We start from the raw sequence: 16,670 nt of genomic DNA, 5'->3' as shown, positions 1-16,670 counted from the left end.
CGCCCGCTGCGTACGGGATAACGGACGGCTTGCTCGACTTCCATCGAATCTGGAGCAACGACCCGCTCGAGGCGAAGGAGCAGCCTGCGGGATCTCTTCGAGATCGAGCCGATCGGATCCCGGCGCCGCGTCTGCATAGGATCGCAGGCATGCCCGTTTCCACTACCGCTGCCACGGCCGCCGGGTTGTGCGCCTTCATCGACGATTCACCGTCGCCGTTCCACGTATGCCGGACGGTCGCGCGGGAACTGGACGCCAACGGCTTCACCCCGCTCGCGGAGTCGGCGCCGTGGCCTGCGGATGGGCCGAGCCGCCACTACGTCGTGCGCGGCGGTTCGCTCGTCGCGTGGGCGACGGCCGATGCCGCGGGGGTGACGCCGTTCCGGGTGGTCGGTGCGCACACCGACAGTCCGAACCTGCGGGTGAAGCAGTATCCGGATCTGGCCGCGGTGGGCTGGCAGCTGGTCGGGCTGGAGCCCTATGGCGGCGCCTGGCTGAATTCGTGGCTGGACCGGGAACTCGGCATCTCAGGTCGGCTCAGCGTGCGCGACGGAAATGTGGTGCGCGAACAGCTGATTCGCATCGATGAACCAATCTTGCGGGTGCCGCAGTTGGCCATCCACCTCTCGGAGGATCGCCGCGGTGTCACGCTGGATCCGCAGCGGCACGTCAATGCGATCTGGGGTCTCGGCGCGCAGCCGCGCTCATTCCTCGATTTCGTCGCCGAATACGCCGAGGTGGATCCGCAGTCGGTGCTCGGCTGGGAATTGATGACCCATGATCTGGCGCCGAGCCGGTTGGTCGGCCGGGACCGCGATCTGGTGAGCGCGCCTCGCCTGGACAATCAGGGCACCTGCTATGCGGGATTGAGCGCCTTCCTGGCGGCGATCGAGGAACCCGGTGCGGCCATTCCGGTGCTGGCGATGTTCGATCACGAGGAGGTCGGCAGCCAGTCCGATCGGGGCGCGCAATCCGATCTGTTGCCGACGGTGCTCGAACGCATCGTGCTCGCACGTGGCGGCGGCCGCGCCGAATACCTTGCCGCACTGTCCGGATCCGTCTGCGCCTCCGGCGATATGGCGCACGCGACCCATCCCAACTACCCGGAGCGTCACGAGCCCGCGCACCGCATCGAGGTCAACGGCGGTCCGGTGCTCAAGGTCAACCAGAACCTGCGCTACGCCACCGACGCGGCAGGTGCGGGTGCCTTCGCCCTGGCCTGCGCCCAAGCCGAGGTCCCCCTGCAACGCTACGTGCACCGCGCCGATCTCCCCTGCGGCTCCACCATCGGCCCGATGACCGCCGCGCGCACCGGCATGCCCACCGTCGATGTCGGCGCCGCACAACTCGCAATGCATTCGGCCCGCGAAATCATGGGCGCAGAAGATGTTTCGTCCTATGCCGCCGCCCTGGCCGCCTTCCTTACCCCCACACCACTCGACCGGTAGGGACCCGCAGTTCCGCGCATCCCCCGGGTGCCCACCAGCACACCGAATCGGCTGATGAGTCCGGTGCGGGCTCGTGTTGGGGAGCCCACAGTTTCGCGCCCTCATGGGCGTATACGGGCATGCCGATTCGGCTGACCAGTCCGGGCGGGTTCCTACTGCGACACTTCGCGATTGGGAATCCGCGCGGCATTTCCGCAGGCCTGAAATGCCAAACGGCACTCCGAACCCGTCGCATAGACAATGGGCATGTCGCATAGCTCATACCCTGTGCGAGGGTCTCACTCGCTATGCGACAGCTCAGGGGAAGGGCGATCGCGATCAGGCTGCGGCGGTGGTCTTCTCGGGTACCGGGGTGTGCGTCGGGTGGTAGGTGGTGACGGCGACCACGAAGACGGCCAGGGTGGCGAGGACGTAACTGCTGCCGATGATCTGCTGCCACCAGGCCCAGCCGAGTTCCAGGTCCTTCGAATGCGGCAGGAGCCATTGGGGGCCGATCATGAACAGCACGGTGAAGGCGGCGACCGAGCCGATGAACCAGCGGTTGCGGGTGCCGCGGGCGATGGCGTCGGCGGTGACCAGGATTGCGGGGGCGATCCAAACCCAGTGGTGCGACCAGGAAACCGGGGACACCAGCAAGACGGCGGCAGCGTTCACCATCAGGGCGGCGACCTGCTGTCCCGCTTCCAGTAGCCGGTGCATCCATACCGCCGCCAGGGCAATCGCGATGAGCGACAGCGTGATCCAGATCATGGTGGCCAGCGAATCGGAGACGCCGAGGCGGAAGGCCATGCCCTTGATCGACTGATTGCCCGCGAAATAGGGCGGTCCGATGCGGCCGGTATCGGCCAGGGTGTGGAACCAGTATTCGGCCGAATCGCTCGGGAACAGTAGAAATCCGAGTCCGACCGCGACGATCGCCGAGACGATCAGCGTGCCCGCCGCCTTCCAATCCCGGCGTAGCAGGAAGTACAGCAGGTATCCGGCCGGAATCAATTTCACCGAGACCGCGATGCCGATGAGCATGCCGCGCGGCCAGACCGGTTTGCGGACAAGGCAATCCATGGTGACCGCGGCCATCAGCACCAGATTGATCTGGCCGAAACCGAAGGTCTGCCGGATCGGTTCGGACATCTGCGCCACCGCGACCACACCGATGACCAGCGCCAGCACGGTCCGCCGCTCGAGGGTAGGGCGCAGCCGCACGAGCACCAGCCACAGCGTGATGCCGAGGCTGAGCACCGAGGTGGCGGTCACCAGCACCTCGGCCAGCGGCAGCGGCATCAGCGCGAGCGGTGCGAAGAACAGGGCCGCCAGTGGGGGATAGGTGAACGGCAGTCCGATCCCCTCGACCGGGGGCATCGGTCCGTACAACTCACCGTCGTCGAGCCAGACGCGCGCACCGTTGCGATAGACCTGAAGATCGATATATCCGTTCCACCAGTGCACCACCAGCGAGACGATGGCCGACACGGCGAACATCGCGACGGCGATCAGCAGCCAGCGCACCTGCGGGTTCGACATCGAGAATCGCGGCGAGAGGTCCGGGTCGGCGTCGAGCCGGATGTCCTGCGTGGTGACGGGCTGCTCGGCCGGATCCGCGACCCCCGATCGATCGTTCACGGCCAAAGCGTAGCGGTTGCGAGCTCGCGCGATGGGTGCCGACCCGAGGCATCCGGGCCGGAAAACCGGCGATCCGGACGCCCGGTCGATGCGATCGGCTGCCCATCGAGGGCCACGGCTAAACTTCATGGCGAATCCCCAGCTTCGCGCTCCGGCCCGAAAGGACCCTGGTACTCCGTGACTCCGCAGGTCGACACCGTCAGCGCAGCCGCAGCAACTCCCGACGCCCCGCAGCCGTACAAGGAGCTCGGTCTCAAGGACGACGAGTACGCGCGGATCAAGGAAATTCTCGGCCGTCGGCCGACCGACGCCGAACTGGCGATGTATTCGGTGATGTGGAGCGAGCACTGCTCCTACAAGTCCTCGAAGGTGCATCTGCGCTACTTCGGCGAGACCACCACCGACGAAATGAAGTCCGCGATGCTCGCGGGCATCGGTGAGAACGCGGGCGTCGTCGATATCGGCGAGGGCTGGGCGGTCACCTTCAAGGTGGAAAGCCACAACCACCCCTCCTATGTGGAGCCGTATCAGGGTGCGGCCACCGGTGTCGGCGGCATTGTGCGCGACATCATGGCCATGGGTGCGCGGCCCATCGCGGTGATGGATCAGCTGCGCTTCGGCGCGGCGGACGCGCCGGATACCCGGCGCGTGGTCGACGGTGTGGTGCGCGGTGTCGGCGGCTACGGCAATTCGCTCGGCCTGCCGAATGTCGGCGGCGAGACCGTTTTCGATGCCTCCTACCAGGGCAATCCGCTGGTCAATGCGCTGTGTGCCGGTGTCATGCGGGTCGAGGATCTGCATCTTGCCTTCGCTTCCGGCACGGGCAACAAGATCATTCTGTTCGGCGCGCGCACCGGACTCGATGGCATCGGCGGCGTTTCGGTGCTGGCCTCGGACACCTTCTCCGGTGACGAATCCGGCACCGGCCGCAAGAAGCTGCCCAGCGTCCAGGTCGGCGACCCGTTCGCCGAGAAGGTGCTCATCGAGTGTTGTCTCGAGCTGTACGCGGCCAAGCTGGTGGTCGGCATCCAGGACCTCGGCGGCGCCGGATTGTCCTGTGCCACTTCCGAACTCGCTGCCGCGGGCGATGGCGGCATGCATATCGACCTGACCAAGGTGCCGTTGCGCGCCAAGGGCATGACCCCGGCCGAGGTGCTCTCCAGCGAATCGCAGGAGCGCATGTGCGCGGTGGTCACGCCGGAGAATGTGGACGCGTTCATGGCCGTCTGCCACAAGTGGGATGTGCTGGCCACGGTCATCGGTGAAGTCACCGAGGGCGACCGGCTGGTGATCAGCTGGCACGGTGAGACCGTCGTCGATGTGCCGCCGCGCACCGTCGCACATCAGGGCCCGGTATATGAGCGGCCGGTGCAGCGTCCGGATTTCCAGGACGCGCTCATCGCCGACACCCCGGACACGCTGCCCCGCCCGAAGACTCCGGACGAATTGCGCGCCACCGTATTGCAGATGGTCGCCAGCCCGCAGCTGTGCAGCCGCCGGTGGATCACCGAGCAGTACGACCGCTACGTCCGCGGCAATACCGTGCTCGCCGAACACGCCGACGCGGGTGTCATCCGGATCGATGAGGAGACCGGCCGCGGCATCGCGCTGGCCACCGACGCGTCCGGCCGCTACACCAAGCTCGACCCCTACACCGGCGCGCAGCTCGCGCTGGCCGAGGCCTACCGCAATGTGGCCACCACCGGTGCGATGCCGAAGGCCGTCACCAACTGCCTCAACTTCGGCTCCCCGGAGGATCCGGGCGTGATGTGGCAGTTCCAACAGGCGGTGCGCGGTCTCGCGGACGGCTGTGTGGCTCTGGGCATTCCGGTCACCGGCGGCAATGTCAGCTTCTACAACCAGACCGGTCAGGACGCCATCCTGCCGACGCCGGTGGTCGGCGTGCTCGGCGTCATCGACGATGTGCACCGGCGCATCCCGACCGGCCTCGGCCTGGAGCCGGGCGAAACGCTGATCCTGCTCGGCGAGACCGCCGACGAATTCGGCGGCTCGATCTGGTCGCAGGTCGCACACGATCATCTCGGCGGCGTACCGCCCAAGGTCGACTTCGCCCGCGAACAACTGCTCGCCGAGGTACTGACCTCGGGTTCGCGCGACGGCATGATCAGTGCGGCACACGACCTTTCCGAGGGCGGCCTGATCCAAACCGTGGTCGAGGCCGCGCTGGCGGGCGAAACCGGTTGCCGCATCCTGCTTCCCGAGGGTTCGGATCCATTCGTGCAGCTGTTCTCGGAATCGGCGGGCCGGGTGCTCGTCGCGGTGCCGCGCTCGGAGGAGACCCGCTTCACCAAGATGTGCACCGCGCGCGAATTGCCGTGGGTGCGTATCGGTGTGGTCGATCAGGGATCGGATTCCGTTGAGGTGCAGGGCCAGTTCTCGATCACCCTGGACGACCTGCGCGAGGCGCACGAGGGCACGCTGCCGAAGCTGTTCGGGGCCAGTGCCGTTTGAGCGCGCCGGAGGCTGGTGAAGTCTCGGTAGCCCGCCGCGGTGCTCGATTCGCGGCGTGCGCTGTCCCCTCCGTGGTTACGCTCCGCTACCGCCTCCGGGGCCTGAGCTCACGCCGCGGGGGCGTCGGCAAACTTGTCGGCGTCGTCGAGCGCTTCTTCCATCCGAATTACGTCGGGCTCATCGTGGCCACGGTGTTCTTCGGCTGGTCGCTGACGCCCTCATTGCTGCCACGCGATTGGCTGTTCGAGGGACTGGTCAGCGGGATCAATGCGGCCATCGGCTATGGCGTCGGCTGTCTGTTCGAATGGGTTTACCGCAAGTGGTTGCGGAAACCGTTGCGCCGCAAGGTCGCTCAGTTGCCGCCAGCGGTCGGGCGGCTGTGGGCGAAGCGGCCCGAGTGGCTGTCCGGCGCGGTCAAGACCGCGATTGTGCTCGGCTGTCTCGGCGTCGCCGTCTTTCTGCTGATCGAATCGGCCCGCTGGCAGCGCGAGATCACCGCGCTCATGGGCATGGAACCCACCACGACCTCCGGGTTTCTGCGCACCGGCGCACTGAGCGCACTGGTCGGTGCGATCGTCATCGCGGTATTCCGGATACTGCGGCGGCTTGTCCGTACGATCGCATTCGAGCTGATCAGGCGCGCCCACTTTCCGCGCCAACTGGCCGTCCCGACCGGTGTGCTCGTCGTCGTGATCGCATTGGTGCTGGTGTTCAACGGCGTGCTCACCAAAGTCTTTTTCGATGTGGCGAATTCGGCGTTCAGCGTGCGCAACACCGACACCTCGCCGAATGCCGTACAGCCGCAGCTTCCGGAGCGCTCAGGCAGTCCGAACTCATTGGCGGCCTGGGACACTCTCGGTTCCGAGGGGCGTTGGTTCGTCTCGTTCGTGCCGACCGCAGCCGATATCAGCCAGGTCACCGGAAAGCCCGCGCGTGAACCGATTCGGGTCTACGCCGGATTGGAATCGGCCGACGGGCCCGAGGCGCAGGCGGAATTGATCGCGGCGGAGTTGGAGCGCACCAAGGCATTCGAGCGCAAGGTGCTGGTGGTCGTGACGACGACGGGCACCGGCTGGGTCGATTCGTCCAGCGCCGAATCCATCGAGCTGATGTACAACGGCGACACCGCGATCGCCGCGACCCAGTACTCGTATCTGCCGAGTGTGCTGTCGTTCCTGTCCGATAAGGACAAGGCGACCCAGATGGGAAAACTGGTCTTCGACAAGGTTTATGAGCACTGGTCGGCCCGGCCGAAGGATGCCAGGCCCAAGCTGCTCGTCTATGGCGAGAGCCTGGGATCCCAGGGTTCCGAAGGTGCTTTCACCGGCTTGGCCGATATCCGATCGAAGACCGACGGCGTGCTGTGGGTCGGACCGCCGAATTCCAACCGACTGTGGAGCGAATTCACCGCCCGTCGCGATCCCGGCACGCCGGAGATCTTGCCTACCTATGCAGACGGACTGGTAGTGCGCTTCTCCGACAGCCGCGCCGACCTGTGGAAGCCTGGGGACAACTGGCTGGCGCCGCGCATCGCCTATCTGCAGCACGCCTCCGATCCGGTGGTCTGGTGGTCGGCGGATCTGCTGTTCAGCGAACCGGATTGGCTGCGCGAATCGCGCGGTCCGGATGTGTCCTCGCGGATGGCGTGGTATCCGATCGTCACGTTCTGGCAGGTCGCCGCGGATCTGCCCAGAGCACAGAGCGTCAGCGACGGACACGGGCACAACTACGGCAACCTGGTATTGGATGCCTGGGCCGCGATCGCGCAGCCGCCGGATTGGTCGGCCGAGTTGGCGGATCGAGTCCGCGATTATCTGACCATTTCCTCGGCTCGCGAGCACCAACTGAAATAAGGCACACACCTGGGCGGGCCCGAACCCCTCGTTGCCGGACTCGTCCAGATGCGCGGCATCAGCCGACGGATTTGAACGGATCATGCTCCGCGATCAGCTTTTCCATCCGCGCCTCGTCCAAGCGGCGGCTGATGGTCGCCGATTCCTGTTGGTCGCGAACCACCTTCGCCAGGGTGAAGGCACTCGACACCAGGAACAGCACGGACATGCCGAGGAAGCCGCGCTGTGCGATATCGAGTGGCAGATAGAAGATGCCGACGCCGGTCCCGAAGAAGCTGACGCCGAACGCGATCGCGGCTTGCGCGAGGAAGGCCGACGAGGTTTTCGGCCGGGCGTTGGGATGGCTCATGAACAAGAAGTCTGCTGATTCGGCCCGCGGCACAACCGCGTACAACTACTCGAGCGCGTTGGGTAGTTGCCGGACAATGCGGGTAAGGGACACTGCCGCTGGATGATTCGCGGATCGAGTCGGTTCGGTCGGCCGAGCGCCGCTGTGATCTGTGCCAGCAATACCGCGTGGCGCTGCGGGCTACGCACACGCCGACCCGAGCACACCCGCATACTGTTCGGGTGATGATCGCTACGGACCCGTTGACGCCCGTGCCCGATCCCAACCGCCACGATCCGGGCATCGCGCCGTCGCGCTGACCGATGCTCGAAACCGCGACCACCCTGAAGAAGCTGCGTGCGCGCGGCGTGGTGGTCGTGCGCCGTGCCGAGGACATCATCGATCTGAACTATGTCGGGCTGGTCTTCGCGACGATCTTCTTCGCACTCTCGGTGACGCCGTCGCTGGTACCGCGCGACTGGCTCTTCCAGGGCCTGATCAGCGGCATCAATGCCGCGCTTGGCTATGGCCTCGGGTGCCTGTTGGAGTGGTTGTTCCGGCTGTGGGCTCGGCCGCGGCTGGCCGAGCTGCTGCGCGGTCGGATCGCGCCGCCGCCGACCTGGGTGCGCTACGCCGTGAAATCGGCGATCCTTTTCACCGCTGTGGTCACCGCGGCCTTCATGCTGGTGCAGTCGGCCCGCTGGCAGCGCGAGATCACCGCGCTCATGGGTATGGAGGGCACCACGACCCCGGCCTATCTGCGCACGGGATTGCTCAGTATCGCGGTGGCGACCGGTGTGGTCGCGGTGTATCGGACGCTGCGCGAGATCATCCGGTTCCTGGCGCGTCAGCTCAACCGCTGGGTGCGGGTACCGCGCGAGCTGGCCCCATCGGCCGGATTCCTGGTTCTGGTGGTGCTGACCGTCACGCTGTTCAACGGCGTGGCCTCGCGTGCCTTCTTCGCGGTGGCCAACTCCGCGTTCAGCGTGCAGAACGATCACACCTCGCCGAATGCGGTCCAGCCGGTGCAGCCCGAACGGTCGGGCAGTCCCGCCTCGCTGGCGAAATGGGATTCGCTCGGATTCGAGGGTCGCTGGTTCGTCTCGCACGGCCCCTCCGCGGCCCGGATCACTTCGATCACCGGTAAGTCCGCGCGCGAGCCGATCCGGGCGTATGTGGGTCTGGAGTCGGCGCAGAGCGGTGAAGCGCGGGCCGAGCTCGCGGTCTCCGAACTCGAGCGCACCGGAGCATTCGACCGGAAGGTGCTCGTGGTGGTCACCACGACCGGCACCGGATGGGTGAATTCCATGGCGGCCGGTGCCATCGAGTACATGTACGGCGGCGATACCGCCATCGTGGCCTCGCAGTATTCGTATCTGCCCAGCGTGCTGTCCTTCCTCGCGGACCGCGGCAAGGCATCGGATGCGGGTAGGCAGCTCTTCGACGCGGTGTACCAGCATTGGTCGGCACGGCCGGAGGGCGCGCGGCCGAAGCTGCTCGTATACGGCGAGAGTCTGGGCTCGCAGGGCTCGGAGGCGGCCTTCGACGGACTCGCCGATCTGCGCTCCAAGGTCGAGGGTGCGCTGTGGGTCGGGCCGCCGAACTCGAATCGACTGTGGGAGCAGTTCGTTTCGCGACGCGATCCGGGATCGCGCGAGGTCGAACCGGTGTACGCGGATGGTCTGGTGGTCCGATTCGCCTCCGACAGTGCCGATCTCGCGCGTCCGACGACCGAATGGCGGGCGCCGCGCATCGCCTATCTGCAGCACGCCTCCGACCCGATCGTCTGGTGGTCCTCGGATCTGATCTTCTCCCAACCGGATTGGCTGTCCGAACCACGCGGCTCCGATGTTTCCTCGCAGATGCGCTGGTGGCCCTTCGTTACCTTCTGGCAGGTCACCTGTGACCTGTCCAATGCGCAGGGCGTCGCCGACGGACACGGGCATCGGTACGGCAGTCTGGTGTTGGACGGCTGGATCGCCGTTGCGGCGCCGCCGGATTGGACCGTGGAACAGTCGGACAAGATCCGGACCCAGATCGAGGCCGCCGAGGACTACGAGCGCGAGACCAAATGACATTGATCGGTCGGATTACGAAAACTGTTGTTGCCGTTGGCACTCCGTTGGCATGGAGCAATTGGGTGTTGCCGCGTTTGCCGCTCGATCTGCGCGGACGCACCGCTGCGAATGCCGGATTCGCGACCGGCTACGCACTGGCCTTCCGCGGCCGACCGAACTGGTTGTCCGCGCGTGGTCTCGGTTACGGACTCGCCTCGGCGAGCGTGGTGGCCGCCGGTTACGGTGCGGCCGTCGCCATTCCGGCATTGCGCGAGCGCCTCGGCGGATTCACCGACCGGGCTCCGGACGTTCCACTCGAAGAGTGGGTCTGGGTACATATCCCGATCGGCACCGTCTACAGCGAGGAACTCATCTTCCGCGCCACACTGGATCCGTTGCTGGACAAGACTTTCGGCGTCCGCTCTGGCTCATTGATCGGTGCCGCGACCTTCGGCCTCTGGCACATCCGACCGGCACGCGCCGCAGGCGACAGCGTCCCCGCGACGATCGCCGCAACCGCGACCGCTGGCCTCATCTTCGGATTTCTCCGTCGCCGTACCGAAAGCGCCACCGCTCCCGCTCTGCTGCACTTCGCCGTGAACGCAGGCGGTGCGGTCGCACCGCGAATCGCCGCGGCCGGTTCGCCCAGCGGTCGACCGGCTTCGGCCGCTGTCACGTAGCGGCTCCAAGCTTGTGGCCGAACCACCCATTCCTGCGCCAACGAGCCCGAACGTGCATATCTGGCCGTGACGACCGAACTCGTTGCCGCCATTGACAATTGAAGGGTGGTCGACCAGCATGGCTGCGGTACTCGGTGCCACACACGCGCGAGATTTCGTCGGCCACGGCAAAGGAGACCAGGCTGATCATGGGGGACGACCAGCACGACGACGAGTCTCGGAACTCGAGCCGACCCCAGCAGGAAATTCCCCTCGAGCAGCGCAGCTGGATCAGCCGCCACCCCGTTCTCAGCGCGATACTCCTGCCGGTCATTCCCGGTTTGATCGTCGGCTTGATCGTCCTCGTACCGGACAAGTTCTTCGATGCCAAGCAGGACGGTAATTCCTCCGCACAGTCCCCACCACCGGCCCGGACCGAGCCCGCCGACCGACCGACCACTGTCTCCGCGCCAGCTACTTCGTCGACATCGACCCCGTCGGAGGACGTCAGGTGGTCCGGCACGGTCAACCTGACCTACCTCGACCTGGACTCCGTCCCGCCCAAGGTGGTATCCGGGAACAATGGCGCCAGCGTGTGGGCCAGCTACAACTACTCTTCGTCGAAAAAATTCTCCGAGGCCACGCTCTACGGTCGGCGCGGCGACTTCCTCACCGTGCAGCCCACCATCGCGTCCTGGAGCAATCCGACCAAGCCGACCCGGCAGCAGTGCGCGGACCTCATCGCCACCCAGGGCGTCGACTCCCTGCCTCTCAGCAAGAACAGCAGTTACTGCGTCGAGACCGCAGCCCATCGCGTCGCCTTCATCACCGAACTTTCGCTCAGCGACGCCATCCACGCCTACACGGGCGTGGTGACCGTCTGGTCCGCCACCGGCTGATCGGCCTCGCCCGCTCCGCCCCATTTCGACCGATGACGCCGTAGAACCCGGGTTGCTTCGGCTGAATTGCGCTGCACACATGGCACCGGTCCAACCGGCCCGCTCCAGCAGCATTGTCGGAGCTCGGCAGTAATCTCGGCACTGTGGCGGGACGAGGAGCGGTGGATCCAGCGCAGATGCGGGCGGCGGTCGAGGCAGTCGGTGCTTGGCTGCGTGACGACTCGACGCCAGCACCCACCAGGCCCGAACTCGCGGCTGCGGTCCGCACCACCGCCCGCACCCTCGCCGCCGCCGCGCCCGGCCATTCCGTCGAGGTCCGCGTCCCACCGTTCGTGGCGGTGCAGTGCATCGAGGGTCCACGGCATACCAGGGGCACACCGCCGAATGTCGTCGAAACCGATCCGCGCACTTGGCTTTTGCTCGCCACCGGCCTGCTCGACTTCGACGTTGCGGTGGCGTCGGGCGTGGTCAGCGCTTCTGGTAGCCGGGCTGTCGAAGTCGCCCACTGGCTGCCCATCACGCGTGCGTCCGGAGACCGATGATCGTCCTGGCCGATCGCACCGTCCACGTGCGGACTGGTCGGGATTCGTCCTCCGCTCACGGTGGCACAGGGCGTGCGGTCTACTTGCTCGGACCCCGGTTCCGTCGAACGTAGTCATATGGTGGTCGCTACACCGAATTTGATCGCCGTATTACTACGCTCGGCGAGCTGCCGGAGCGGAATGGCGCAAGCAATCTGGATGTGGCACTAGCGAGTTCATGTGGGGGCGGTAAGGGCGCAGTGCGCGCAGCGAAGGACAGGCAAGAAACGACTGAACCCCCGGATTTCCGGGGGTTCCAATGGGAGGATTACGGCCGATCGAATTCGCCATCGTTGGCACCGGCGAGGAATGCGTCCCATTCGGCTGGGGTGAAGATCAGCGCGGGGCCAGAGGGGTCTTTGGAGTCGCGTACGCCGATCATGCCGCCGTCGAGGTGTGCGATCTCAACGCAATGCTCACCCCCGCCGCTCCAGCTGCTCTTGAACCAGCGTGCCCGGGACAGATCAACGTTTTTCACGTTTCGTACTCCTTCGCTACCTGCCTCAGCAGCCGCTTGCTGTCTGCTTCGGACAATGCTACGCGGCCGATCTTCTCGTGCGTCTCCAGATATCGAGCCACGATGTTCGCGCGGTCGTAGTACAGCCGAGACCCGTAGGTCTCCACGTAAACCGTGGTCGGCTCCACAGGCTTTTCAGTGCTCGGATCGGTGGGGAAGTGCAGGATCACGTATGGCCCGGTTGGGATTCCGAGCGGCAGACCCGCCGAGTACGGAACGATCCGAACTCGGACGTTCGGCGGGGTGTCGGCCAGTTTGCGGAGCTGTGCGGCCATGATCCTTTTCCCACCCACAACGCGCCGAAGGACGGACTCGTCCAGCAGAACGTCCAATTCCACGGGGGACATCCCGCGCGTGAGGGCGGCTTGCCGCCGCATCCGTACCTGTATTCGCTGCTCCAGCTCCATCGGCGTGTCGGACTCGAAGAACAACCGGTCCAGTGCCCGCGCGTAGTCGGCTGTCTGCACGATCCCCGGAACGACCTCGGCCAGATACATGACCACCTTGGCCGCCGCTGACTCCAAGCTCAGATATGTCCCGAAGTCCTCCGGGATCAGGTCCTCGTAGCGCTGCCACCAACACGAATCGTCGACGGGCCTGGTTCGCTCATCTGCCTGCGCGGCAAGGGCTTTGAGCGCCTTCATACGGTTGGTGGCGCTGTAGATCTTGCACAGGGCCTCGATGTCGAGCTGGCGAATCCGGGGGCTCTCACCCTTCTCGAGCCGCTGTAGCGTTCCAGCCCCTCGCTCGATCAGACGGGCGGCGTCGGATATAGACAGCCCTGCCGCCTGTCGCAGCTCACGCAGCTGGCGTCCGAGCTGGCGACGAGGGATTGTGGTCGGGTTCTTGCCTGTCATTAGCCTTGCTCCCGAATCTTTGGATGGCATAGCGCCTGGTTGATGGGTGTGTCGATCGGAGTTGCCTGGATGACATCGCGCATCCGGCTCGGATGCCTTGCTGGACAAACGGATGGATCTTCTTGGACGGCCCATTTGTGCTGTAAAACCGTGAGACCTGGTGATTTCCTAAGTGCGCACCTGGTGAACGGAAATCCGTTGAAACCCCCACGCTCTCCCAGCTGAAGGGTACTGCGGGACACCGACAAACGACACCGACCGTCGTTGCCTCCGGTGGCCGACCCCTGCGGCCCGTCGCCAGGTGCCTCCAACCGAACCGAGGGAAGTGCCGACGTGGACCCCCTTCTCGATCACCGCGCAACCGAAATCAATAGCAGCACAGACGCTCACACGATCATGCAAGACCACAAGGAGTGTCCGGCAACCGTTTGCGCGGCCAAGCTTCAGGCCAAGCTCTACCTGGTGCACCACGGGCTGCTGCAGCCGCGAACCAACTCCCGCGACCGCTTCGGATTCTGATCATGGATATCGCAGAGAAGGCGCAGGTCGAAGCGGCCGTGATCCGTGAAGTCATCGACGCGGTGGACAAGCGGATCTCGGCGATGGCGGGCACTCGGAAACTCAGCGTGCCCAAGGCTCGAATCTATGCCGCAGTCATCTATGAAGTCCTGGCCAGCGCCCGCGAGAACTCCATCGGCTCAATGTGTTTGCTCGACGCGCCCATTCTGGACTCCATCCTGGACGGTGATGAGGTCGAGGGCACCAACGTCTTCGATCGAATCCTGGAAGGCATCATCACCAGTTGAAAGATTTCCGCACGAGGGGTCTTGCGCAGGATAAAGGGATGCCCGGGACAGCCTCTCGCACAACATGGCTCTGGCGTACAAGCTTCCCCACTGTGTGCCCACATTTGAATCCCGATGCGAGGTGCGAGGATTCGCGGGTTAGGGGTAGAGGGCGTCGGCGGCCTGGGTCAGCCGGTCGAGCAGCGCGGTCCTGATGCCAGGGCGGGAGCCGAAGATCAGGGTGAAGGTCGCCTCGCGGACGGAGCGTTCGGCCAGGTTGCCGCGGGTGACGGCCGCGCTGCCGACCGCGGTCACCAGGGCGGTGGCGGTGCGGACGGCGAGTTCGGAGGCGCGGGCGCGGGCCAGGTAGACATCGGACTGGCCGGTGAGCGCATCGTCGAGTTCGGTTCGGATGCGGGCGGATTCGGCGGCCAGTGCGGTGGTGTCGATGCGGAGGCGGGTGAGTTCGCCGAGGCAGCGGCGCACGATGCCGAGGGCGAGCGCGCCGTTGCGCCAGGCGGCCAAGATGAAGGAGGCGTGGAAGTTGCGCAGCGAAATCCGGTTGTCCACAGCGGAATCCGGCACTCGAACCCCCTCGAAGCTGAGCGTCACGGTCTTGCTGGAATCAGCGGCGATGAGCGGGAGCGGAGTGGCATGCAGCGCGGGTCCCGGTTCGGCGGGCACCAGCACGCTGATCAGCGATCCCTCGTCGTCCGCATCGCGCGCCATCACACCGAGAACGTCCACCAGACCCCATCCGGTGACGAACGGTGCGGTGCCGTCGAGCACATACCCACCGTCGACGCGGCGCGCGATCAACCCGGGCTGGTCGTTCGCGCCCGCGTAGCTCACACCGGCGCGCACCCGTCCGTGCCGCAGATCCTCGGTAAGTCGTTCGCGCAGTTCGATATTCGGTGAGGTGGCGATCCGTCGCGCGACTCCGAGATGCTGCGCCCAGACGAAGGTGGTCGCCAGACATCCGGCCACCAGGATCTCACCCGCCTGGGTGAAGGTGGCGATATCCATATCGTCGGCCATGGTCGCGCCGTAGAACCCGTACTCGGCGAGCAGGTCGAAATGGGTGCCGGGAATTTCGCCGCTGCGGTCGACCGCGTCGGCCTGCGGTGCGAAAATCTCGTCGGCCAGATATCGCGCGTGTTCGATCCACGAATTCACACCATCATCTTGGTGCATGCCGCGAACCCGGGCGCACCCGCCACGAGCCCCGCCTCAGTCGCGGGACAGATCGCGCCTGTGCAGCCCCTTGTAGTCGTAGTACCGGGTGATGAAGAAACCGAGCACCAGCCCGATCGTGAGTCCGAGCACCGAAATCCACACCCCACGCCCCAACCCCGCCGGGAAGTTTGCGTCGAAGTACAGAATTGCGCGCACACCGACGAACACCTGATGCATCGGCTCGAATTTCGCCAGCCAGCCGAGATATTTGGGCGTCGCCTCGATCGGCACGGTGCCGCCCGAGGAGGGCAGCCCCAGAATGATGAACAGGATCAGATTGATCAGCAGACCCGCCGAGCCGACCGCCGCGAGCACGGACAATCCGGTGATCCCGACCGCCATGATGGCGAGCGCACTGTAGAGGAACAGCGTGAGCGGATGATCGATCGGCATATCGAGCAGCTTCGCCACCCCGAGGAATACGCCCGCGACGATATTCGCGGTGATCACCATGACACCCCATTTGATCAGCAGCGTGTTGAACCGCGAGATCGGCGTGATCGGGAAATGCACGTACCACGGCCCGTATTCGGTCGGCACGAATCCGAGCGCGGCATCGATCATGGTGTGGATGGTCATCGAGCCGACCAGTCCGGCGAGCAGGAGTAGCAGCGCGTAGAAGAACGCCGTCAAACCCTGCCCGGTGCCGGATGGCAGCGGGCGGAACGGCGAGATGACGATGTGCACCGGATCCGCCAGCGCCACCCGTGTCGCACCCGTCAATTCGGGCGCGGCCCCGCCGCCCGGCGGCGTCAACTGCGTCCGCACCTGATCGGTCAGCTGCTTGCCGACCTGCTCGTTCACCTGCGTCAGCGCCCTGGTCCCGATGGTCGTGACGATCTCGGTGACGAACGCACCACTGCGCGGATTCGTCTGCAACGTCAGCGTCGGGCGCTGGATATCACCGGGCACCACACTGCCCGCGCCGAGAATGCCGAGGCGCTTGCTGAAATCGCTGGGAATCAGGATCGTCCCGTAGACGGCACCGGACTGCATCTTCAGTTCGGCCTCATTGATGCCGAGCACCTGCAGATCGACCTTGTCCGCCGGAATGCCCTGCCGCAGCGCATCGGTGATCTGTGTGCCGAAATTCACCTGCTGCCCGCCGACCGTATCGCCGACATCCTGATTCACCAGTGCGATCGGGAAGTCGTGCAGGTTCTGTTCGGGATCGACGACGTAATCCAGATACAGCGTGCCGAGCAGCGCTGTGAACAGCGTCAGCACCGCGATCGGGACCAGCCACATGCGCGCGGTAAACCGGGTAACCGACCCACGGGTGCTCGCGCTGTCCGAAGTCGTCACGGCTGGCCACGGTAACACCGTGCCGCGCGGAAAAACGGCAGCGTCGCTCGGCG

At 65.6% G+C, this 16,670-nt stretch carries 14 protein-coding genes; 8 read left to right on the top strand and 6 right to left on the bottom strand.

What is annotated here, in order from left to right:
• Positions 1 to 149: 149 nt before the first annotated feature.
• On the top strand, positions 150 to 1,448 hold the full coding sequence (locus NA5_RS20400) for a M18 family aminopeptidase (protein ID WP_062988380.1): 1,299 nt from the start codon (positions 150 to 152) through the stop codon (positions 1,446 to 1,448).
• Positions 1,449 to 1,766: 318 nt separating this feature from the next.
• On the opposite strand, the gene NA5_RS20395 is transcribed toward NA5_RS20400, so the two are convergent.
• Positions 1,767 to 3,068, bottom strand: a complete 1,302-nt coding sequence (locus tag NA5_RS20395; RefSeq protein ID WP_062988451.1) for a glycosyltransferase 87 family protein — start codon at positions 3,066 to 3,068, stop codon at positions 1,767 to 1,769.
• A 177-nt stretch (positions 3,069 to 3,245) separates the two neighbouring features.
• Between NA5_RS20395 and purL the strand changes: the two genes are divergently transcribed.
• Both purL and NA5_RS20385 read left to right on the top strand, forming a co-directional pair.
• Complete coding sequence (gene purL / locus NA5_RS20390; RefSeq protein ID WP_062988378.1) at positions 3,246 to 5,540, top strand: phosphoribosylformylglycinamidine synthase subunit PurL; 2,295 nt, start codon at positions 3,246 to 3,248, stop codon at positions 5,538 to 5,540.
• Between the two features lie 71 nt (positions 5,541 to 5,611).
• On the top strand, positions 5,612 to 7,393 hold the full coding sequence (locus NA5_RS20385; RefSeq protein WP_084484280.1) for an alpha/beta hydrolase: 1,782 nt from the start codon (positions 5,612 to 5,614) through the stop codon (positions 7,391 to 7,393).
• A gap of 58 nt (positions 7,394 to 7,451) precedes the next feature.
• On the opposite strand, the gene NA5_RS20380 is transcribed toward NA5_RS20385, so the two are convergent.
• On the bottom strand, positions 7,452 to 7,742 hold the full coding sequence (locus tag NA5_RS20380; protein WP_062988448.1) for a YiaA/YiaB family inner membrane protein: 291 nt from the start codon (positions 7,740 to 7,742) through the stop codon (positions 7,452 to 7,454).
• A gap of 302 nt (positions 7,743 to 8,044) precedes the next feature.
• Between NA5_RS20380 and NA5_RS20375 the strand changes: the two genes are divergently transcribed.
• From NA5_RS20375 to NA5_RS20360, 4 genes are all read left to right on the top strand, one after another.
• Positions 8,045 to 9,796, top strand: a complete 1,752-nt coding sequence (locus tag NA5_RS20375) for an alpha/beta hydrolase (RefSeq protein WP_062988376.1) — start codon at positions 8,045 to 8,047, stop codon at positions 9,794 to 9,796.
• A gap of 65 nt (positions 9,797 to 9,861) precedes the next feature.
• Positions 9,862 to 10,458: a CPBP family intramembrane glutamic endopeptidase gene (locus NA5_RS20370; protein ID WP_245672311.1), complete on the top strand. Its 597-nt coding sequence runs from the start codon at positions 9,862 to 9,864 to the stop codon at positions 10,456 to 10,458.
• A gap of 188 nt (positions 10,459 to 10,646) precedes the next feature.
• A complete protein-coding gene (locus tag NA5_RS20365; RefSeq protein WP_157110539.1) occupies positions 10,647 to 11,336 on the top strand; it encodes a hypothetical protein in 690 nt (229 codons plus the stop codon).
• Positions 11,337 to 11,479: 143 nt separating this feature from the next.
• Positions 11,480 to 11,878 carry a sterol carrier family protein gene (locus NA5_RS20360; protein WP_157110538.1) on the top strand — a complete coding sequence of 133 codons (399 nt, stop codon included), beginning with the start codon at positions 11,480 to 11,482 and terminating at the stop codon, positions 11,876 to 11,878.
• A gap of 307 nt (positions 11,879 to 12,185) precedes the next feature.
• Here the strand turns inward: NA5_RS20360 and NA5_RS20355 are convergent, their stop codons facing one another.
• Entirely contained in the window at positions 12,186 to 12,395 is a 210-nt protein-coding gene (locus NA5_RS20355) for a DUF397 domain-containing protein (protein ID WP_062988370.1), read from the bottom strand.
• On the bottom strand, positions 12,392 to 13,291 hold the full coding sequence (locus NA5_RS20350) for a helix-turn-helix domain-containing protein (RefSeq protein WP_062988368.1): 900 nt from the start codon (positions 13,289 to 13,291) through the stop codon (positions 12,392 to 12,394). The genes NA5_RS20355 and NA5_RS20350 overlap by 4 nt, the downstream gene beginning before the upstream one ends.
• A 521-nt stretch (positions 13,292 to 13,812) precedes the next feature.
• Here NA5_RS20350 and NA5_RS20340 point away from each other — a divergent pair.
• On the top strand, positions 13,813 to 14,097 hold the full coding sequence (locus NA5_RS20340; protein WP_062988364.1) for a hypothetical protein: 285 nt from the start codon (positions 13,813 to 13,815) through the stop codon (positions 14,095 to 14,097).
• A gap of 138 nt (positions 14,098 to 14,235) precedes the next feature.
• On the opposite strand, the gene NA5_RS20335 is transcribed toward NA5_RS20340, so the two are convergent.
• Both NA5_RS20335 and NA5_RS20330 read right to left on the bottom strand, forming a co-directional pair.
• Complete coding sequence (locus NA5_RS20335; RefSeq protein ID WP_245672310.1) at positions 14,236 to 15,252, bottom strand: acyl-CoA dehydrogenase family protein; 1,017 nt, start codon at positions 15,250 to 15,252, stop codon at positions 14,236 to 14,238.
• Positions 15,253 to 15,306: 54 nt separating this feature from the next.
• Positions 15,307 to 16,560 (bottom strand): YhgE/Pip domain-containing protein, encoded by a 1,254-nt coding sequence (locus NA5_RS20330; RefSeq protein ID WP_062988361.1) that lies wholly within the window; start codon positions 16,558 to 16,560, stop codon positions 15,307 to 15,309.
• Positions 16,561 to 16,670: the final 110 nt, after the last annotated feature.

The sequence above is a fragment of the Nocardia anaemiae NBRC 100462 genome (assembly GCF_001612725.1).
In the GTDB taxonomy this organism is placed as follows: Bacteria; Actinomycetota; Actinomycetes; order Mycobacteriales; family Mycobacteriaceae; genus Nocardia; species Nocardia anaemiae.
Note: the sequence above shows the minus strand (reverse complement) of the source record. Positions and strands in the feature narration are given on the sequence as shown.